We start from the raw sequence: 20,301 nt of genomic DNA, 5'->3' as shown, positions 1-20,301 counted from the left end.
ATCGTTTATATGTGCAAAAAGTTTCGCGGTTGCCCAAAGGATTGGCGATGTTCGTTCGTCCAACCCATGTCGAGGTAGGATTGTGGCCGCCGGCATGCCGCGCGTGACAGCGGACAAGGCCTATGCCACATTTTGTACCTAATTTGTCCTGCAAAAGCCCCTTCTCTACGACAGAAGGGACAGCTCATGAGGGAGCCGCTTGAAATGGCAACAATCGCGCTTGTCGATGACGACCGCAACATTCTGACATCGGTGTCGATCGCCCTCGAATCCGAGGGGTATCGCGTCGAGACCTACACGGATGGTGCGTCGGCGCTGGAAGGCCTGGCGGCACGCCCGCCGAACCTTGCCATCCTCGACATCAAGATGCCGCGCATGGACGGCATGGAACTGCTGCGCCGCATGCGCCAGAAGTCCGACCTCCCGGTGATCTTCCTGACCTCCAAGGACGACGAGATCGACGAATTGTTCGGCCTCAAGATGGGCGCCGACGACTTCATCCGCAAACCCTTCTCGCAGCGCCTGCTGGTCGAGCGGGTGCGCGCCGTGCTGCGCCGCGCCAGTGCCCGCGAGGCTGCCGCCAAGACGCCAAGCCAGCAGGCCCGCTCGCTCGAGCGCGGCCAGCTCGTCATGGACCAGGAGCGTCACACCTGCACCTGGAAAGGCGAGCCGGTGACGCTCACCGTCACCGAGTTCCTGATCCTGCATTCGCTGGCGCAGCGTCCCGGTGTCGTAAAAAGCCGTGATGCGCTGATGGATTCGGCTTATGATGAACAGGTCTATGTCGACGATCGCACCATCGACAGCCACATCAAGCGGCTGCGCAAGAAGTTCAAGGCCGTCGACGACGACTTCGAGATGATCGAAACCCTTTACGGAGTCGGATACCGGTTCCGCGAAGCGTAAGTAGCAGGGACTGCTATTCGATGGCAGTGGAAGCACAGCGAACAAGGCCGGCGGGCGCCTCCAGGCGGCCGTCGCGGATCATGCCGTCCTTCGTGTCGAAGATCACGGTGCCGATGCGCCGCTTCCTTGGCCATCACATCTTTTCCAGCCTAACGCGGCGTATCCTGTTCCTCAACCTTGCCGGCCTCGCCGTCCTGGTGACCGGCATCCTCTATCTCAACACCTTCCGAGACGGACTGATCGACGCCCGCGTCGAAAGCCTGATGACCCAGGGCGAGATCATCGCCGGTGCGATCGCCGCGTCGGCGACGGTCGAGACGGATTCGATCAGCATCGACCCGGAAAAGCTGCTTGAACTGCAGGCCGGCGAAAGCCTGGGACCGGGCTCCGACCAGCTCGACAATCTCGATTTCCCGATCAACCCGGAGCGGGTCGCCCCGGTGCTGCGAAGGCTGATCTCGCCGACCAGGACCCGCGCCCGCATCTATGACCGCGACGCCAATCTGCTGCTCGATTCGCGCCACCTGTATTCGCGTGGCCAGATCCTGCGCTACGACCTGCCGCCGGTTGAGGAGGAAGAGCCCGATCTGGTCGAGCGCATCCAGAAATTCGTCTTCGACTTCTTCCGCAACACCGAGCTGCCGGTCTACCACGAGCAGCCGGGCGGCAATGGCGCCGCTTTCCCGGAAGTGGTCAAGGCGCTCACCGGCAGCCCGTCGACCATCGTGCGCGTCAGCGAGCAGGGCGAGCAGATCGTTTCGGTGGCGGTGCCGATCCAGCGCTTTCGTGCCGTTCTGGGCGTGCTGATGCTGTCGACTGAAGGCGGCGACATCGACAAGATCGTCGCTGCCGAACGCAAGGCGATCCTGCGCGTCTTCGGCATCGCGGCCCTTGTCACCGCCATCCTGTCGATGCTGCTCGCCTCCACCATCGCCAATCCGCTGCGCCGGCTGTCGGCGGCGGCGGTGCGGGTGCGGCGCGGCGTCAAGAGCCGTGAGGAGATCCCCGACTTTTCCGACCGTCAGGACGAGATCGGCAATCTGTCGATCGCCATACGCGACATGACCAACGCGCTCTATGCCCGCATCGAGGCGATCGAAAGCTTCGCGGCCGATGTCTCGCACGAGCTGAAGAACCCGCTGACGTCGCTGCGCAGTGCGGTGGAAACCTTGCCGCTGGCCAAGAACGACGATTCGCGCGGCCGGCTGATGGATATCATCCAGCACGATGTCAGGCGGCTGGACCGGCTCATCACCGATATTTCCGACGCATCGCGCCTGGACGCGGAACTCGCGCGTGAAGATGCGGGGACGGTTGACCTGAAGAAATTCATCACCGATCTGGTCGCCGTTTCGCGCGAAGCGACGCGTAACAAGAAGGCGGTCGAGATCGAGTTCAAGGCCGCCAAGCTGCCGCAGGGCGTCAAAGGCTATGTCGTCGTCGGGCATGATCTGCGCATCGGCCAGGTCATCACCAATTTGATCGAGAATGCCCGTTCCTTCGTTCCCGAGGATCATGGCCACATCAGCCTCTCGCTGGCGCGTGCCGGCAAGTTCAACATCGTCACCGTCGACGACAATGGCCCCGGCATCCGGGCCGACAACATCGACCGCATCTTCGAACGCTTCTACACGGATCGGCCGGCCGGCGAGGCTTTCGGCCAGAATTCGGGCCTTGGCCTGTCGATATCCAGGCAAATCGTCGAGGCCCATGGCGGCACGCTCACCGCCGAGAACATCCCCGGCACCAAACCCGGCGAGATCAAGGGCGCGCGCTTTGTCGTGACATTGCCGGCCGAAGGCTGAGAGCATGAATTCCAACCATGCCTGGTCCAGCCGTGCAGCCTGAAAACATTCACGCGACAATGGTTTTGATCGGCGAGCGCGGCATTCTCGTCACCGGAGCTTCCGGTTCGGGCAAGACGGCGCTGGCGCTGGCGCTCCTCGATCATTGTCGCCAGCACGGCCTGTTCGCGCGGCTCGTCGGTGACGATCAGCTCTTTGTCGAGGCGCATGCGGGGCGGCTTCTCTGCCGCGCTCCGGCCACCATAGAAGGCCTCGTCGAGGTGCCTGGGCTTGGGCCGCGAGCGGTGCCGTTCGAGCCCGCCGCCATTGTCGATTTGCATGTCCGCCTGACGCCGGCCGGTGAAACGGCACGCTTTCAGGAGGATGCCGACACCAGCATCGCCGGCTGTCGGGTGCCGCGCATCGATGCGGTCGAACGCAACGTCGCTGCCGCCTTGCCGGTCGTGATGGCGCGGCTGTCGATCGCGCCTTTTCTATGATCCGTCCCGGGTTTTTTGCTGCAATGCGTCAAAATGGCATGCACCTGCGCAATTTTGGGCTTGTCAACGGGCCGTGCGTCGACAAGATAGCGCTCCCGCCGCCTGGATTGGCTGGCGAGCATAAAATGCGCCTGTGAAGCGGCGATGACGGGAGCCACCAAAGAATGATCGGACTCGTGCTTGTAACGCACGGTCAACTGGCCGCCGAGTTCCGACATGCCGTCGAACATGTCGTCGGGCCACAAGACAATTTCGAAACCGTGGCGATCGGTGCCGACGACGATATGGAGCAGCGTCGCCGCGACATCGTCGACGCTGTTGCCCGTGTCGATACCGGGGCGGGCGTCATCGTGCTGACCGACATGTTCGGCGGCACGCCCTCCAACCTTGCCATCTCGGTGATGGAGTCCGGCCGCACCGAGGTGATCGCCGGCATGAACCTGCCGATGCTGATCAAGCTTTCCTCGATCCGCAAGGGCGACAACATGGCCGCCGCCCTCGACGAGGCCCAGGCCGCCGGCCGCAAATACATCAACGTCGCCAGCCAGCTCCTGAGCAGCAAATGACCGCGCTGTCCCCGGAAAAAGATCAGATTGTCCGGGATTTTCCCATCATCAACCAGCGTGGCCTTCATGCACGTGCTTCGGCGAAGTTCGTCCAGCTGGCCAGCGGCTTCGATGCCTCGGTGCATGTCGAGAAGGATGGCGTCAAGGTCGGCGGCACCTCGATCATGGGCCTGATGATGCTGGCGGCAAGCCCCGGCTATTCGATCCGCGTCACCGCCAGCGGGCCGGAGGCCCGGCAGGTCATCGACGCCCTGGAGCAACTGGTGGCGTCCCGCTTCGGCGAGGAATGCTGATCTGGTAGAGCGCCGATGCGTGTCTGAGAGACATGCAGGGATAAAGATTTCTTTATATCCCATTGTCGTCTTCGCCCCGATCTGCTAGTCAGGCCGACTATTCGCGCCCTTCGACGCGCCGACCGGCGCGGGCGCATCCGCAACAAATTCGCAAGCACAACATTCGCATCGGAGTACTGCCATGACGGGTAGCAAGGACTATATGGTCGCCGACATCTCGCTTGCCGGCTGGGGCCGCAAGGAACTCGATATCGCCGAAACCGAAATGCCGGGCCTGATGGCCTGCCGTGAGGAATTCGGTCCCAAGCAGCCGCTCAAGGGCGCGCGCATTACCGGCTCGCTGCACATGACGATCCAGACGGCGGTGCTGATCGAGACGCTGAAGGCGCTTGGCGCCGATATCCGCTGGGCCTCCTGCAACATCTTCTCGACCCAGGACCATGCGGCCGCGGCCATCGCCGAGGCCGGCATCCCGGTGTTTGCCGTCAAGGGCGAGTCGCTCGAGGAGTATTGGGACTACACCGACAAGATCTTCCAGTGGGCCGATGGCGGCCTCTCCAACATGATCCTCGATGACGGCGGCGACGCCACCATGTACATCCTGATCGGCGCCCGCGCCGAGGCTGGCGAGGACGTGCTGTCCAACCCGCAGAGCGAGGAAGAGGAATACTTCTACGCCCAGGTCAAGAAGCGCCTGAAGGCTTCGCCGGGTTTCTTCACCAAGCAGAAGGCGGCGATCCGCGGCGTCACCGAAGAGACGACCACCGGCGTCAACCGGCTCTACCAGCTGCAGAAGAGGGGCCTGCTGCCCTTCCCTGCCATCAACGTCAACGACTCGGTCACCAAGTCGAAGTTCGACAACAAGTATGGCTGCAAGGAATCGCTGGTCGACGGCATCCGCCGCGGCACCGACACGATGATGGCCGGCAAGGTCGCTGTCGTGTGCGGTTATGGCGACGTCGGCAAGGGCTCTTCGGCCTCGCTCAAGGGCGCCGGTGCCCGTGTCAAGGTCACCGAGGTCGATCCGATCTGCGCCCTGCAGGCGGCGATGGACGGTTTTGAAGTCGTCACGCTGGAAGATGCGGCGCCGACCGCCGATATCGTCATCACCACCACCGGAAACAAGGATGTCGTCACCCTCGACCATATGCGCTCGATGAAGGACATGGTCATCGTCGGCAACATCGGCCATTTCGACAATGAGATCCAGGTCGCCGCGCTGCGCAATTTGAAATGGACCAACGTCAAGCCGCAGGTCGATATGATCACCTTCGCGGACGGCAAGCGGATGATCCTTTTGTCGGAAGGACGGCTGCTCAATCTCGGCAACGCCACCGGTCACCCGAGCTTCGTCATGTCGGCATCCTTCACCAACCAGGTGCTGGCGCAGATCGAGCTCTACACCAAGCCCGGCCAGTACGAGAACCAGGTCTATGTCCTGCCCAAGCATCTCGACGAAAAGGTCGCCCGCCTGCATCTCGACAAGCTCGGCGCCCGCCTGACCGAACTGTCGGGTGAACAGGCCGCCTATATCGGCGTCACGCCGCAGGGTCCGTTCAAGCCGGAACACTACCGCTATTAACCAAAGCTAAAATTACTACCAGATATTGAGGCCGGGCGATTGACTTTTCGCCCGGCCTTATTTTTGCGCGCCATCAGCCTTCACGCCGATTCGGCGAGGGGTTATTGTCAGGTGATTCGGCGATGCTTCCAGCCCGAGAGGGTCAAGAGAGGCACGCATCAGGGCGGTCTTGCATTCAGGCGGCGGAGAGGACCAAGACATGCCGGGGCAACACCCGCACAGAGCGGGACGGGCCGTTTCCGGCGGCCATGACGATTCGGGGATTGCTGGCTCCGCCCTGGAAGGGGGGAGCCTGTCCTGGCGCGCCCGCGCGTCGACATTCCTTGCCACCTCCGCGCTCGCGGGGCCCTTGGCCGGCGCCGCCGCGCATGCCGAGACCGCTGTTGCCAGCATCGCCGGACTGTCGGTGAGCGCCATTGATGTCATGCAGCTTGCAGTGTTCGTCGGCGTGACGGGTGCCGCACTGATATCGGCCATCGTTCTCATCCGCGAAAGAGCCCGCACCTCGGCGGAGAATGTCGAACTCAGGAGCCGCCTCGCCGACATCAACGCGGCGCTCCGCCGTTCCGAGGCGCTGCTCAATCTGCGCGACCAGCGCGTCGTCGTCTGGGCTGCGGAAAACAAGAAGCCCGAGCTCATCGGCACATTGCCCGTCGAAAGCGGCGCTCCCGAGGATAGGGCCGCTTTTCTTGCTTTCGGCCGCTGGCTGATGCCGCGTTCGGCGGCGGCACTCGAACATGCCGTCGCGGGATTGCGCGAAAAAGCCAAACCCTTCGACCTGGTCATCGAATCGCAGGCCGGTGCGCCGCTCGAAGTGCATGGCCGCAAGAGTGCCGCGCATGTGCTCGTGCGTTTCGTCTCGCTCTCGGAGACGCAGCGCAGCCAGGCCAGGCTGAAGATCGAGAACCAGCGGCTGGCCGCCGACCATGACACGATGATCGGCCTGCTCGACGCGCTGAACATGCCGGCGTGGCTCCGCGGCGAGGATGGCGGGCTGAAGTGGGTCAACCGCGCCTATGCCGATGCCGTCGAAGCCGAAAATGCCGAAGCCGCGGTTCGGGAGGCAAAAGAGTTCCTCGGCGGCCAGGCGCGCGATGCGATTGCCGCCCAGCACAGGACGCATCCGGTTTTCGAGCAATCGCTGTCCACCGTGATCGAAGGCGACCGCCGTGTGTTCGCGGTCACCGATTTCGCCGGCAGCGATGGCTCGGCCGGCCTTGCCTGCGACACCAGTGCCATCGAAGCCGTTCGCGGCGAATACGAACGGACGGTGCGAAGCCACGCCGACACGCTCGACCAGCTCAACACGGCGGTCGCCATTTTCGACACCGACGAGAAGCTGCGGTTCTTCAACCAGGCCTTCCAGAAGCTTTGGGGCCTGGAGGCAGGCTTCCTGCACAGCGCTCCAGACAATGCCTTGCTGCTCGACCGGCTGCGCAGCGAAGGCAAGATCGCCGAACAGCCTGAATGGCGCCGCTGGAAGGAAGGCCTGCTCGGCGCCTATCGCGCTGTGGAATCCCAGGAACATTGGTGGCATCTGCCGGATGGCAAGACCATCCGCGTCGTCGCCAACCCCCAGCCCAAGGGCGGCGTGACCTGGGTGTTCGAGAACCTGACCGAGAAGATGGACCTCGAGAGCCGCTACCAGACAGCGGTGCGGGTCCAGGGCGAGACGCTCGACAATCTTGCCGAAGGCGTAGCGGTGTTCGGACCCGACGGCAGGCTCCGGCTGTCGAATCCTGCCTTTGCCACGCTCTGGGGATTGAGCGGCGAAGCGGCCAAGCCCAGCGTCCATGTTTCCACCATCCGCGACCTTTGCGATCGGCAGGCGGCGGACAGCCCCTGGCCCGGCTTTGTTGCCGCCGTCACCGGCTTCGACGACGAGCGCCGCGACCGCCACGGACAGACCGAGCTCAACAACGGCAACGTGTTGAGTTACGCCATGATCCCGCTGCCCAACGGGCAGGTGATGATGACCTTCGTCGACGTCACCGACAGCGTCCATGTCGAGCGGGCGCTGAAGGACAAGAACGAGGCGCTGCAAAAATCCGACCAGCTCAAGAACGAATTCGTCCAGCACGTTTCCTATGAACTGCGCTCGCCGCTGACCAACATCATCGGCTTCACCGAACTCCTGTCACAGCCCACGACCGGTCCGCTGACGCAGAAGCAGCGGGAATATGTCGAGCATGTCAGCTCCTCCTCCGCGGTCCTGCTCACCATCGTCAACGACATACTCGACCTCGCAACGGTGGACGCCGGCATCATGCAGCTCGATATTTCCGAGGTGCAGGTCGATCGCACCATCGCCGCTGCGGCCGAACTGGTGGCCGACCGGCTGGAAGAGCATTCGATCAGGCTCGAGGTTGAAGCAGCCTCGGCGCCGAAGACGTTTCATGGCGATGAGGTCCGCGTCCGCCAGATCCTCTACAATCTGCTCAGCAACGCCGCCAATTACGCCCCGGAAGCCAGCACCATCCGGCTCACTTGCCGCCACCTGGCGGATGGTGTGGAATTCTCGGTTCATGACGACGGTCCCGGCATGCCGCCCGATGTGCTCGATTCGGTGTTCCGCCGTTTCGAGCCGCGCGCCAATGGTGGCCGCCGGCGCGGCGCCGGCCTCGGCCTGTCGATCGTCAAGAGCTTCGTTGAGCTGCATGGCGGCAGCGTTCGCATCGAAACCGGCAAGGACAAGGGCACGACCGTCATCTGCACCTTTCCAGACATGCCGGGCATCCGTGCCGCGGCCGAGTAGCGCGTTAGATGACCGGACTGGTGCTGGAGCGATTACTCGCCGACGAGACCCAGACAGCGCGGCTGGGCGAAGATCTGGCGCTGTCGCTGCGCCCAGGCGACGTGCTTGCCCTGAAGGGCGATCTGGGCGCCGGCAAGTCGACGCTGGCGCGGGCCTTGATCAGGACCTTGGCCGACGATGCCGGCCTCGACGTTCCGAGCCCGACCTTCACGCTGGTGCAGAGCTACGACACCCGCATTCCGGTGCATCATTTCGATCTCTACCGCCTGTCCTCGGCCGACGAGATCGATGAGCTTGGTTTCGACGAAGCCTTGGCGCAAGGTGCTGCTTTGGTCGAATGGCCGGAGCGGGCGGAAGCCCATCTGCCGAAAACCACGGTCCTGATCGAGCTCGTCCAGCATGGCGACGGCCGGCTGGCACGATTGTCGGGGCAGGGACCTGCCTTCGATCGGGCCGCACGGTCGCTGGCCATGCGCGACTTTCTCGTGAGCGCCGGCTGGGCGCAAGCGCAGCGCCGCCATTTCATTGGCGATGCTTCTGCCCGCTCTTACGAGATCGTTTCGCTGCCGGGCCAAAAGCCGCAAGTGCTGATGAACTCGCCACGGCTGGTGCTCGGCCCGCCGGTCCGCGACGGCAAGCCCTATGCCGAGATCGCCCACACCGCCCAGTCGGTTTCCGCTTTCGTCGCCATCGACCGCGCCTTGAAGGCAGGCGGCGTCAGCGTTCCGGAAATCCATGCCGAGGACCAGGAGCAGGGATTCCTGCTACTCGAACATCTTGGCTCGGAAGGGTTCCTCGGCAGCGATGGCCAGCCGCTGCCCGAGCGCTGCGCGGCGGCGGCCGAGCTGCTGGCCATGATGCATGGCAGGACCTGGCCGCAGCGCCTGGAAACAGGGCATGGCGGCTTCCACGATGTCCCGCCTTTCGACCGCGAGGCCATGATGATCGAGGCCGATCTGCTGGTCGACTGGTACGTGCCGGCAATAACGGGCAGCCCGGCAAGCGGTGCCTTGCGCGCCGGCTACCACAAGCAATGGGGCGCGCTCCTCGACCGGCTGCACGGCCGCGAATATACGCTGATGCTGCGCGACTTTCATTCGCCCAACATCATCTGGCGCGGCGACCGTTCAGGGCATGATCGGCTGGGCATCGTCGATTTCCAGGATGCGCTGATCGGCCCGTCCGCCTATGACGTCGCCTCGCTGGCCATGGACGCGCGTGTTACGATGTCGCCCGAGATCGAGAGAAAGACGCTGGATGCCTATGTCGCGGCGCGCCACGCAGCCGGTGCTTTCGACGAGGCAAGCTTCCTGGAATCCTACGCCATCATGGCGGCGCAACGAAATTCCAAGATCCTCGGCATCTTCGTCCGCCTCGAAAAGCGCGACGGCAAGCCCTATTATCTAAAACACCTGCCGCGCATTCGCGATTATCTGCGCCGGGCCTTGTCTCATCCGGCGCTGGCAAGCCTGCGCGAGTTCTACGACGCCCACGGTTTGCTGGAGGAGCGAGCGCTGTGACAGCAGGACCGGACACCGCCATCGTACTTGCCGCCGGCCTTGGCAAACGCATGCGGCCGATTACCGACACCATTCCCAAGCCGCTGGTCAGGATTGCCGGCAAGACGTTGCTCGACTGGAGCCTCGACAGCCTGGCTGCCGCCGGTGTCGCGAAGGCCGTGGTCAACGTCCACTATTTTCCCGAACAGATCGTCGCCCATGTCGCCGCCCGCCGCGCGCCAAAAATCGTCATTTCCGATGAGAGCGAACAACTGCTCGATTCCGCCGGCGGCATCGTCAAGGCGCTGCCGGAACTGGGCGAGCGACCCTTCTACATCCTCAATGCCGACACCTTCTGGATCGATGACGGTCCTCTCAATCTCCAGCGCCTCGCCCTTGCATGGGACGCGGCGAAAATGGATATTCTGCTGATGCTGGCGGATCTCCAACAGGCGACCGGACACTGCGGCAGCACCGATTTCCTGGTGGCGCCGGATGGCGGCTTGCGGCGTTCAAAGGGGGATCCGGCGGGGCTGATCTATGCCGGCGCGGCGATCGTCCATCCGCGCCTGTTCAAGGGCGCACCGGCCGGGCCGCACTCGCTCAACGCCTATTTCGATTCCGCCATCGCCGCAGGGCGCCTGTTCGGCATGCCCCTGCATGGCCACTGGATCACCGTCGGCACGCCCGATGCCGTACCGCTCGCGGAAGCGGCGGTCGCCGGTGCGCTCATCGAGTCGCAATGAGCGGCTCCAGCCGCGTTTTCTCGATCCCGCCCGGAGCGCCGTTTCTGCCGACGCTTGCCGAGGCGCTGCTTGCCGGCCGTCTTGTTCCGGGGTTTCGATTCGACGGCGACCCGCTCGCTTTGGCCGATGCCACCATCTATGTGCCGACACGCCGTGCCGCGCGTGCCTTGCGGGGTGTCTTCGTCGACAGCCTGGCGGCACGCGGCGGCGGCGGCTCGGCGATCCTGCCGGTCATCCGGCCACTCGGCGAATTCGACGAGGATGAGGCTGCGTTCGAGACCGAGGCAGCGGCGGCCATCGATCTGGCGCCGCCGATTTCGGCAACCGAACGCCTGTTGCTGCTGACGCCGCTGGTGCGCGCCTGGAAACGCCGGCTGCCGGCGCATGTCGCCGCCCTTTTCGCCGAGGAGATCGTCATCCCGGCTTCCACCGCCGACGCGATCTGGCTGGCGCGCGATCTCGCCCGGCTGATGGACGAGATCGAGACGGAAGGCACCGACTGGGCCAAGCTCACCGATCTGGTGACCGGCAATCTTGCCGGATGGTGGCAGGTGACGCTCGAATTCCTCGGCATCGTCACCGAAGCCTGGCCGAAATTCCTCGCGGAAAGCGACCGCTCCAATCCGGCCGCGCATCGCAGCGCGCTGATCCGCGCCGAGGCGGCGCGGCTGCAGCGCAATCCGCCCGCCGGCCCGGTCATCGCCGCAGGCTCGACCGGCTCGATACCAGCGACGGCCGAATTGCTTGCCGCGATCGCGCGCCTGCCCGGCGGCGCCATCGTGCTGCCGGGTCTCTACCGGACGCTGGACGAAGCGTCGTTCCAGGCGATTGCCGCGCCTGGCGCGCGTCCAGCCGTACTCGGCCACCCGCAATATGGCTTGGCCAGGCTGATCGGCAAGATCGGCGTATTGCGCGGCGACGTCGAGGAGATTGGCGTGGCCGAACCGCGACGTGCGCTTCGCGCTGCCCTTGTCGGCGAAGCGCTGCGGCCGGCCGAAACCACCGAACTCTGGGCCGAGACACGTGCCGGTTTCCCGGCGTCCGACATTGCCGGCGCCTTCGCCGAGGTGACCTTGCTCGAAGCCGCCAGCGAACGTGATGAGGCCGTCGCCATCGCCGTCGCGCTCAAGCGCGCGGTCGAACAGCCCGGCCAAAGGGCGGCTCTCGTCACCGGCGACCGCGCATTGGCGCGGCGCGTCTCGATCGAGCTCCAGCGCTTCGGCGTCGTTGCCGACGATTCCGGTGGCACACCGCTCGCCAACACTCCGGCGGCCAGCCTGCTCAGGCTGGCGCTCGAGGCACTGTTCCGGCCAGGCGATCCGGTTGGCCTGCTGTCGCTGCTCAAGCATCCGCTGCTCGGCCTCGGCCTCGAACGGGCCGATGTGCGCCACGCGGCGGAGCTGATCGAACTGGTGGCGTTGCGCGGCGGCACAGGCCGCCCCGACATCGTTTCGCTACCGGAACTGTTCGAAGCCCGCCTCACCGGCTTGGGCGGCGGCAGCCGGCAGCCCTTCTGGTTTTCCCGGCTGACCGTGCGCTCTATCGAAACTGCGCGGAATTTGCTCGAACGTCTCAAGCAGGCGCTGGCGCCGCTCGCAGCCTTCCGAGGCCGGGATGACGCCGACCTTGCCGCGCTTGTCAGGGCCAGTGTCGTGACACTCGAAAATCTCGGCCGCATCGCCGACGGCGGCCTTGGCGAACTCTATGCCGGTGACGCCGGCGAGAAGCTTGCCGAACTGCTGCGCGGGCTGGTCGCGGCTTCGGCTTCGCTGTCCTTCGCGGCGACCGAGTGGCCCGACATCATGGCGGCGCTGATCGCGCCTGAAACGGTCAAGCCGGCACAAGGCACCGACCGGAACATCGCCATCTGGGGCGCGCTGGAAGCCCGGTTGCAGACGGTCGACACGCTGGTCATCGGCGGGCTCAACGAGGGCGTATGGCCGCGCAAGCCAGAGAGCGACCGCTTCATGTCGCGGCTGATGAAGACCGGCATCGACCTCGAACCGCCCGAGCGGCGTATCGGCCTTGCCGCGCATGATTTCCAGATGGCCATGGGCGCCGGGAAGGTGGTGCTGTCCCGCTCGGCACGTGCCGGCGATGCACCCGCCGTGCCGTCGCGCTGGCTTCAGCGGCTGCTGACCTTCATCGGCAGCGACCAGGCAGCGGAGCTGCGCCGGCGTGGCGACGAGCTGCTCGCCTGGGCGCGCGCGCTGGATGCCGGCCCAAGGCAGGATTTCGCGCCACGGCCGCAGCCGCAGCCGCCGCTGTCGGTGCGCCCGACGCATTTCTCGGTCACCGAGATCGAGACCCTGCGCCGTGACCCCTACGCCGTCTATGCAAGACGCATCCTCGGCCTGATGCCGCTCGATCCGGTTATTCGCGACCCCGGTGCGGCCGAGCGCGGCACGCTGTTTCACGCCATCCTGCACCTGTTCTCAGGCAGCGTCGCCGATCCGCGCGCTCCCGATGCGCTTGCGGGCCTCATCGCCGCCGGCCGCGCCTGCTTTGCCGAAGCCGCCCTTCCGGCCGACGTCGAGGCGGTGTGGTGGCCGCGTTTCGAGAAACTTGCCGGCAACATCATCGAGTGGGAGCGCACGCGCGCTGATGCTGTGACAAGGCGCCATGCCGAGGAGCGCGCCGGAAAGACCGTTGTCGGCCAATCCGGCGTGACGCTGTCCGGCTACGCCGACCGCGTCGACCTTCTGGCCGGCGGCATGGCCGACATACTGGACTACAAGACCGGCTCCTCGCCGTCCAAGGCGCAGGCGCACACACTGCTTGCGCCGCAACTGGCGCTCGAGGGCGCGCTGCTCAGGCGCGGCGCCTTCAAGGATCTGGGCGCACGCGAGCCCTCTCAACTGGCCTTCATCAGGCTGAAACCGAATGGCGAGGTGTTCGAGGAATCCATCCTCGAACACAACCGCCAGCCGCGGACCGCGACCGATCTTGCCGAAGAGGCCTGGGCACGGCTGGAAAAGCTATTGATCCACTATGCGGACCCGGCGACCGGGTATCTGTCGCGCGCGCTGCCGTTCCGCGAAGGCGAGACGGATGGCGACTACGACCATCTTGCCCGCGTGCTCGAATGGTCGGCAGGCGGCGATGCCGGCGACGAGGGAGGGGAGGCATGAAGAAGGCCTATCCCATTCCCAGCGACACCGCGACCAGCCAGGCCCGCGCCGCCGACCCCGGCAATTCCGCCTGGGTGTCGGCCAATGCCGGCTCCGGCAAGACCCATGTGCTGGCGCAGCGCGTCATCCGGCTGCTGCTGCGCGGCACCGATCCGTCGAAGATCCTGTGCCTGACCTATACGCGCGCCGCCGCCGCCAACATGTCGAACCGGGTCTTTTCGACACTGTCGGAGTGGACGACGCTTGGTGACGTGGATCTGGCGGCAAAGGTCGAGGCGCTGGAGGGGCGCCGGCCCGATCTCGAGACCATGCGCCGGGCGCGGCGCCTGTTCGCCGAGGCGCTGGAAACGCCCGGCGGGCTGAAGATCCAGACCATTCACGCCTTCTGCGAATCGGTGCTGCACCAGTTCCCGCTGGAGGCCAACATCCCGGCCCATTTCGAGATGCTCGACGGCCAGATGGAGGCATCGCTGTTTGCCGCGGCGCGCCGCGAGATGATTTCGGGCACGTCCGCCGGTGACAGGGATCTGGCCGAGGCTTTTGCCTCCATTCTCAATCGGGGCGGCGAAGCCGGGCTCGACGCCTTGCTGGGTGAGATTGTGCGCAAGCGCGACGGCTTGCGCCATTTCATCGAGGCGGTCGGGCGCGATGGCACGCATTTCCAGGCCCTGTTCGACGAATTCCATTTCCATCCAGGCCAGACGGCCGAGGGCATAGCCGCTTCGGTATGGCCGTTGCCGGGCTTCCTGCCCGACTATTTTGCCGGCTTCGCCCACGCCGCCGAGGCCACCGACGCCAGATCGGTGCTGAACAACATCCTGCCCTATGCGCGGCAGGCCTTTGCCGAGGGCGATCCCATTCGCCGCCTGCAACTGCTCGCGCGAGCCTTCCTCAAGACCGATGGCGACGCTTACGACCCGGCAAAGGCCTTCAAGAGGGCCCTGGTCGACCGGTTGCCGGATCTGGCGGAGCGTTATCTCTCGGCCGCCAACGCCATAGTCGAAACCACCGATCGGCTGGCCCTGTTCCGGATGCTTGAAGGCACGGCTGCCGCGCTGACCATCGCCGACTGGCTGATCGCCCGCTACGAAATGCTGAAGCGCAGCCGCGGCTTCCTCGATTTCAACGACCTGATCACCCGCACCGTCAACCTGCTGGCGCGGCCGGACGCCGGCCCCTGGGTGCAGTACAAGCTCGACCAGGGCATCGACCACATCCTGCTCGACGAGGCGCAGGACACCAGTCCGGACCAATGGGAAGTGGTGAAACGGCTGGCGGAGGAATTCTTTGCCGGCTTTGGCGCACGCGACAGGGTCCATCGCACGGTGTTCGCCGTCGGCGACGAGAAGCAGTCGATCTATTCGTTCCAGGGTGCGGCCCCGGACTCCTTCGCCGACAGCCGGCTGTTGTTTGCCGGGCGAGTGCGTGACGCCGAGGCGTCCTTCGCCGACCTCAAGCTGACCTGGTCGTTCCGCTCGACCGACGATGTTCTGACCGCGGTCGACCGCGTCTTCGCCGATCCAGCCGTGCGGCGCGGCATCAGTCATGATCCCGATCCGCTTCGCCACCAGGCGATCCGCACCGACGCGCCGGGCTATGTCGAGGTGTGGCCGTCGGTCGGCGCTGAAGCCGTCGATGAGCCAGATGACTGGACACAAGCCATCGACCATGCCCACGCGCCAGCGGTGCGCGTGGCCGAGAACGTCGCCGCCACAATCGCCGGCTGGATCGGCAGTGGCGAAATCATCGAAGGCCGCGGCAAGCGGCTGCGGCCGGGCGATGTGCTGGTGCTGGTGCGCAAGCGCGATCGCTTCGTCCATGCCCTGACCCGCGCACTCAAACGCCGCGACATTCCGGTTGCCGGCGCCGACCGGTTGAGCCTGCCCGGGCACATCGCGGTCAAGGATCTGATTGCGCTCGGTCACCTCCTCATCCAGCCGCAGGACGATTTGTCGCTTGCCGCCGTGCTGCGCAGCCCGATCTTCGATCTGCCGGAAGAGGCGCTTTTCACGCTCGCCGCGCAGAGGCCGGCTGGTCTGTCGTTGATCGCATCGCTGCGACAGCACGCCGGCGAAGGCGAGAGACTGGCGAAGATCGTCGCCCAGGTCGACATCTGGACGAACGAAGCCGCGTTTAAGCCGGTGTTCGAATTCTATGCCGCCCTGCTGGCGCGCGATGGCGTGCGCCGCAAGATGATCGCGCGGCTCGGGCCCGAAGCCGGCGATATTCTTGACGAGTTCCTCAGCTTCTGCCTTGCCGAGGAGCGAACCGGCCTGCCGGGGCTGGAAGCCTTCCTGTCGACGCTGGAAAACGCCGGTCCCGAGATCAAGCGCGAGATGGACCAGACCCGCGACGAGGTCCGGGTCATGACCGTGCACGCCGCCAAGGGCTTGGAAGCGCCCGTCGTGTTCCTGGTCGATGGCGGTTCCGCGCCGTTCAGCGACCAGCATTTGCCGCGCCTGATGCCCTTCGATAGCTCCGGCGCGAACTGGGACGGCAAGGGCTATCTCTGGCGTTCGGCCAGCGAGGTCGCCAACGGTTTTTCGAAAGCGGCGGCCTCAAGGGCACGAGAACTCGCCGACGACGAATACCGCCGGCTGCTTTATGTCGGCATGACCCGTGCCGAGGACCGGCTGATCGTCTGCGGCTATCATGGCAAGCGGGCGCCGAACGCCGGCACCTGGCACTCGATCGTCAGCCGCGCGCTGATCGGTGCGCCGGAGAGCGAGCAGCGTGCGCATCCCGCCGGCGGCGAGCCGGTGCACCGTTTCCATGTCACCAAGCTGCCCTCCGTCGCGCCAAGTTCCGCCGAGCAGGTACGGCAGGCCGACGCTTTTGGGCCTTTGCCGGCGACGCTGTTCCGGCCCTTGCTGCCCTTCGAGGATCTGCCGCGTCCGTTGTCGCCATCGGGCGCCTCGGCGCTGATCGACGAAGGCAAGCAAGCCGTTGTCGACAAGGCGTCGCCGGTGCTCGACGCCGATGCCGAGCCCGGCTTTGCCGTGCTGCGTGGGCTCGCCCTCCACAAACTGCTGCAGATGCTGCCCGGTATTGCCGAGCCCGAACGTGCGGGAGCGGCAGAACGCTATCTCTTGCGAACCGGTGCGGACTGGCCGCCATCAGAGCGTGAAAAGGCCCTGGCGTCGGTCACATCGATCCTTGCCGATCCCGGCTTCGGTCAGCTGTTTGCGCCATCGTCGCGTGCCGAGGTTGCGATCATGGGCAGCCTGGAGGTCAAGGGCAAGAAGCGCTCGATTTCCGGCAAGATCGACCGGCTGGCGGTAACGCCGGACACGGTATCGATTGTCGACTACAAGACCAACCGGCCGGCGCCCGCCACTCTGGCCGAGGTGCCGCCGGCCTATGTCCTGCAGTTGGCGCTCTACCGCGCGCTGTTGCAGCCGCTCTATCCCGGCCGCACGGTCAAGGCGGCCTTGCTGTTCACCGAGGCGCCGCGGCTGATCGAACTGCCTGCCAGCGCCATGGACGACGCCCTTGCTCGACTCACGGGAGCGTGACACAACACCTGCTTGAAGAAGGGCGCGATCACCACCACATTTGGTGGGACAAAAACTTTCAAAAGGATTTTTCCATATGGCAACCGTGAAGGTCGACAAGAGCAACTTCCAGGCTGACGTGCTTGACGCCAACGTACCGGTCGTCGTCGATTTCTGGGCGGAATGGTGCGGTCCCTGCAAGATGATTGCGCCGGCGCTCGAAGATATCGCCACCGAACTTGGCGCCAAGGTCAAGATCGCCAAGCTCAACATCGACGAGAATCCGGAGCTTGCCGCCCAGTTTGGCGTGCGCTCGATCCCGACGCTGATGATCTTCAAGGGCGGCGAAATGGCCGACATGAAGGTCGGTGCCGCGCCGAAGACCGCGCTGTCGCACTGGATCAATGGCAACCTCGCCTGACCCATCTGAAATTCCTGATATCAAGCCCGGCCTCGCGCCGGGCTTTTTGTTGGCGTCATCGGTGCGTGGCTCTGGCTCTCGCATCCGGGCACTCCATGTCATCTGCTTGAGCCAGACAGGAGAACTCCATGACCGGATCCGCCAAGGCCACCGTCTTCATCGACAACGAGCGCGTCATCGTCACCGAATACCGCTTCGCGCCGGGCGAGAACACCGGCTGGCATCGCCATGGCCACGACTATGTCGTCGTGCCGCTGATGGACGGCAAGGTGAAGCTGTTGACCAAGGACGGCGAATCCTTTGCCGAGATGAAGAAGGGCGCGCCCTATTTCCGCAAGGAGGGCGTAGAGCACGACGTCATCAACGCCAATGAAGGCGAATACGCCTTTATCGAGATCGAGTTGAAGTAACGCCGCCTATCAATGCGCTGGAATCCACCGCGTGATGGCACGCCATCAACTGCCACCTTGATGGCAGCAGTGGATCGGCCTATATCCGTTCTAAAAGGGAGTTCGAAATGGCCGAACCACAACTCTCAGTCCGAAGCGCAAAAGCACGCGACCTGGCTCATAGACTTGCTCGTCGTGAAAATCGTTCGATAGCCGATGTGGTCGAACGTGCGCTCGAATCCTACGAAATTCGTGAAGCTGGCCGTGAACCTGCTTCCACCTTCTATGCCAGCTTGACTGCAAACCATGGCGCCGACATCGATCTGGAAAAGATCATTCGCGAAGGCCGCCAGGTTCATTCGGGACTTGAGCTTTGATTTTCGTCGATACCAACGTGATTTCGGAGAGTCTGAAGAAGGCGCCGGACCAAGCTGTCCTGGCATGGCTTGTCCGCAATGACGCTGAACTGGCCCTTCCCACAGTGACGATTGCTGAAATCGCCTTCGGCATCCAAAAAATACGGCCTGATGAGCGTGCCGATCGGCTGGAGCAGGGACTTTCCCGGTGGCGCCATCGATTTGCCGGCCGGATTTTTGGACTGACTGAAGATGCTGCCTTGGCTTACGGCGAGATCATGGGGGCCGCGACACGCCAAGGTCGCGGCATGTCAGCCCCCGATGGCATGATTGCGGCGATAGCGCGCGTGAACGGTGGCCGGCTGGCAACGCGCAATCTCAGCGACTTTGGCACCACCAGCCTTGATCTGATCTCACCGTGGGATTTCTGAAGGTCGAAAGCCAAGGTTCGGCCTCAGCCGCCGCAGCCACCCAAGGCATGAATAGTCGCCTGCTTCAGGTCGGCGGGGTGCCGTTCTCGGCCAGCACCGCTCCGGTCAGATACAACGAACCGCTGATCAGGACGCGTGGCGACGGGCCGTCCCAGGTGTCGCGCAGCAGCATCAGCGCGCTGGCGACGGAACTCACCGGCTCGGCGGTCAGCCCGGCTTCCGTTGCGCGGATCGCCAGTTCGTCGTTCGGCACGCCGGCCTCGCTGAGGCTCACCGGCACCGTGTAGACATGCCGGGCGAGGCCTTTGAAGGCACGGAAATAGCCGCTCTGGTCCTTGGTGTTGATCATGCCCGAGATGAGGAACAGCGGACGCGGGTTCTTCTCTTCCTGCTCAGCCAGCGCTTCGGCAACCACCACGCCGGCGCCCGGATTGTGGCCACCGTCGAGCCAGATATCGGCGCCCTTGGGTGCCAGTTCGGCCAGCCGGCCCTGCACGAGCTTCTGCATGCGGCCGGGCCAGGCGACATTGACCATCGCCTTTTCGGCGGCGCGATGGCTGATCTCGAAACCGGCCGCTTTGACCGCGGCGATCGCCGCCGCCGCATTGGCGAACTGGTGGCGGCCGGGCAGCCTGGGCGGCGGCAGGTCCATCAAGCCGTCTTCGTCCTGGTAGACCATGCGGCCGTTTTCCTCGAAGGCAAGGAAGTCCTGGCCGTAGACGAAGGTGGGGCATTCAAGCCGCTCGGCGGTTTCGATCAGCACCTGCAGCGCCGTCTCGCTTTCCTGCGCGCCGATGACCACCGGACAGCCGGGCTTGATGATACCGGCCTTTTCGGCCGCGATCAGTTCGACACGGTCGCCGAGATAGGCCTCATGGTCGAGCGACACCGGCATGATTACCGACACGGCCGGCTCCTTGATGACATTGGTCGCGTCGAAGCGGCCGCCGAGCCCGACCTCGATGATGGCGGCGTCGGCCTGGTGTTCGGAAAACAACAGGAAGGTGACGGCGGTGAGGATCTCGAAGACGGTGATCTTCTCGCCTTCATTGGCCCTGGCGGCACGGGCAATGGCATCGGCGAAAACCCTGTCCTCGACCAGCCTGCCGCCGCCATCGGCGGCCAGCCGGTAACGCTCATGCCAGTTGACCAGATGCGGCGAGGTATGGACATGGACGCGGTAGTCCGCAGCCTCGAGCAGGGCGCGTGAAAAGGCTGCGCACGAACCTTTGCCGTTGGTGCCGGCGATGTGGATGACCGGGGGCAGCCGGTCCTGCGGATTGTCAAGCCGCTCCAGCAGCCGCGAAATGCGGTCGAGCGAAAGGTCGAAGCCTTTCGGATGAAGCGCCATCAGGGCTTCGATTTCGCGGTCGGCGGCAAGCGTCGTCATGGTGGAATCCTAGCGCATGAGCCTGAAAACCAGAATCGGTTTCGGATGGCCATGGCAA

At 64.7% G+C, this 20,301-nt stretch carries 16 protein-coding genes; 15 read left to right on the top strand and 1 reads right to left on the bottom strand.

What is annotated here, in order from left to right:
* The first annotated feature begins 204 nt into the window (after nucleotides 1-204).
* The 15 genes from LB559_RS23465 to LB559_RS23395 all read left to right on the top strand — a co-directional run bounded on the left by LB559_RS23465 (nucleotide 205) and on the right by LB559_RS23395 (nucleotide 18,853).
* Complete coding sequence (locus LB559_RS23465; RefSeq protein WP_013528337.1) at nucleotides 205-906, top strand: response regulator transcription factor; 702 nt, start codon at nucleotides 205-207, stop codon at nucleotides 904-906.
* Between the two features lie 20 nt (nucleotides 907-926).
* A complete protein-coding gene (locus LB559_RS23460; RefSeq protein ID WP_013528336.1) occupies nucleotides 927-2,711 on the top strand; it encodes a sensor histidine kinase in 1,785 nt (594 codons plus the stop codon).
* A gap of 17 nt (nucleotides 2,712-2,728) precedes the next feature.
* Entirely contained in the window at nucleotides 2,729-3,190 is a 462-nt protein-coding gene (locus LB559_RS23455) for an HPr kinase/phosphorylase (protein WP_224675088.1), read from the top strand.
* A gap of 164 nt (nucleotides 3,191-3,354) precedes the next feature.
* Complete coding sequence (locus LB559_RS23450) at nucleotides 3,355-3,756, top strand: PTS sugar transporter subunit IIA (RefSeq protein ID WP_023761135.1); 402 nt, start codon at nucleotides 3,355-3,357, stop codon at nucleotides 3,754-3,756.
* A complete protein-coding gene (locus tag LB559_RS23445; RefSeq protein ID WP_027039963.1) occupies nucleotides 3,753-4,049 on the top strand; it encodes an HPr family phosphocarrier protein in 297 nt (98 codons plus the stop codon). Before LB559_RS23450 ends, LB559_RS23445 begins: the two co-directional genes overlap by 4 nt.
* A gap of 181 nt (nucleotides 4,050-4,230) precedes the next feature.
* On the top strand, nucleotides 4,231-5,631 hold the full coding sequence (ahcY, locus tag LB559_RS23440) for an adenosylhomocysteinase (protein ID WP_224675087.1): 1,401 nt from the start codon (nucleotides 4,231-4,233) through the stop codon (nucleotides 5,629-5,631).
* A gap of 199 nt (nucleotides 5,632-5,830) precedes the next feature.
* On the top strand, nucleotides 5,831-8,386 hold the full coding sequence (locus LB559_RS23435; RefSeq protein ID WP_224675086.1) for a sensor histidine kinase: 2,556 nt from the start codon (nucleotides 5,831-5,833) through the stop codon (nucleotides 8,384-8,386).
* An 8-nt stretch (nucleotides 8,387-8,394) separates the two neighbouring features.
* Nucleotides 8,395-9,906 carry a tRNA (adenosine(37)-N6)-threonylcarbamoyltransferase complex ATPase subunit type 1 TsaE gene (gene tsaE, locus LB559_RS23430; RefSeq protein WP_224675085.1) on the top strand — a complete coding sequence of 504 codons (1,512 nt, stop codon included), beginning with the start codon at nucleotides 8,395-8,397 and terminating at the stop codon, nucleotides 9,904-9,906.
* Entirely contained in the window at nucleotides 9,903-10,631 is a 729-nt protein-coding gene (locus tag LB559_RS23425) for a nucleotidyltransferase family protein (RefSeq protein ID WP_224675084.1), read from the top strand. Before tsaE ends, LB559_RS23425 begins: the two co-directional genes overlap by 4 nt.
* Complete coding sequence (gene addB, locus LB559_RS23420) at nucleotides 10,628-13,762, top strand: double-strand break repair protein AddB (RefSeq protein WP_224675083.1); 3,135 nt, start codon at nucleotides 10,628-10,630, stop codon at nucleotides 13,760-13,762. Before LB559_RS23425 ends, addB begins: the two co-directional genes overlap by 4 nt.
* Nucleotides 13,759-17,277 (top strand): double-strand break repair helicase AddA, encoded by a 3,519-nt coding sequence (gene addA / locus LB559_RS23415; protein ID WP_224675082.1) that lies wholly within the window; start codon nucleotides 13,759-13,761, stop codon nucleotides 17,275-17,277. The genes addB and addA overlap by 4 nt, the downstream gene beginning before the upstream one ends.
* Nucleotides 17,278-17,353: 76 nt before the next feature.
* A complete protein-coding gene (gene trxA, locus LB559_RS23410) occupies nucleotides 17,354-17,677 on the top strand; it encodes a thioredoxin (RefSeq protein WP_013528326.1) in 324 nt (107 codons plus the stop codon).
* 128 nt (nucleotides 17,678-17,805) lie between these two features.
* Nucleotides 17,806-18,087: a cupin domain-containing protein gene (locus LB559_RS23405; protein ID WP_013528325.1), complete on the top strand. Its 282-nt coding sequence runs from the start codon at nucleotides 17,806-17,808 to the stop codon at nucleotides 18,085-18,087.
* Between the two features lie 107 nt (nucleotides 18,088-18,194).
* Complete coding sequence (locus LB559_RS23400; RefSeq protein WP_013528324.1) at nucleotides 18,195-18,443, top strand: type II toxin-antitoxin system VapB family antitoxin; 249 nt, start codon at nucleotides 18,195-18,197, stop codon at nucleotides 18,441-18,443.
* Nucleotides 18,440-18,853 carry a type II toxin-antitoxin system VapC family toxin gene (locus tag LB559_RS23395; RefSeq protein WP_013528323.1) on the top strand — a complete coding sequence of 138 codons (414 nt, stop codon included), beginning with the start codon at nucleotides 18,440-18,442 and terminating at the stop codon, nucleotides 18,851-18,853. The genes LB559_RS23400 and LB559_RS23395 overlap by 4 nt, the downstream gene beginning before the upstream one ends.
* Nucleotides 18,854-18,917: 64 nt before the next feature.
* Here the strand turns inward: LB559_RS23395 and LB559_RS23390 are convergent, their stop codons facing one another.
* Nucleotides 18,918-20,243, bottom strand: a complete 1,326-nt coding sequence (locus LB559_RS23390; protein WP_224675081.1) for a bifunctional folylpolyglutamate synthase/dihydrofolate synthase — start codon at nucleotides 20,241-20,243, stop codon at nucleotides 18,918-18,920.
* Between the last annotated feature and the right edge of the window lie 58 nt (nucleotides 20,244-20,301).

Origin of the sequence: Mesorhizobium sp. BR1-1-3, assembly GCF_020165455.1 — a bacterium.
Classification (GTDB): domain Bacteria; phylum Pseudomonadota; class Alphaproteobacteria; order Rhizobiales; family Rhizobiaceae; genus Mesorhizobium; species Mesorhizobium ciceri.
This window is presented reverse-complemented; position numbering and strand designations above follow the sequence as displayed.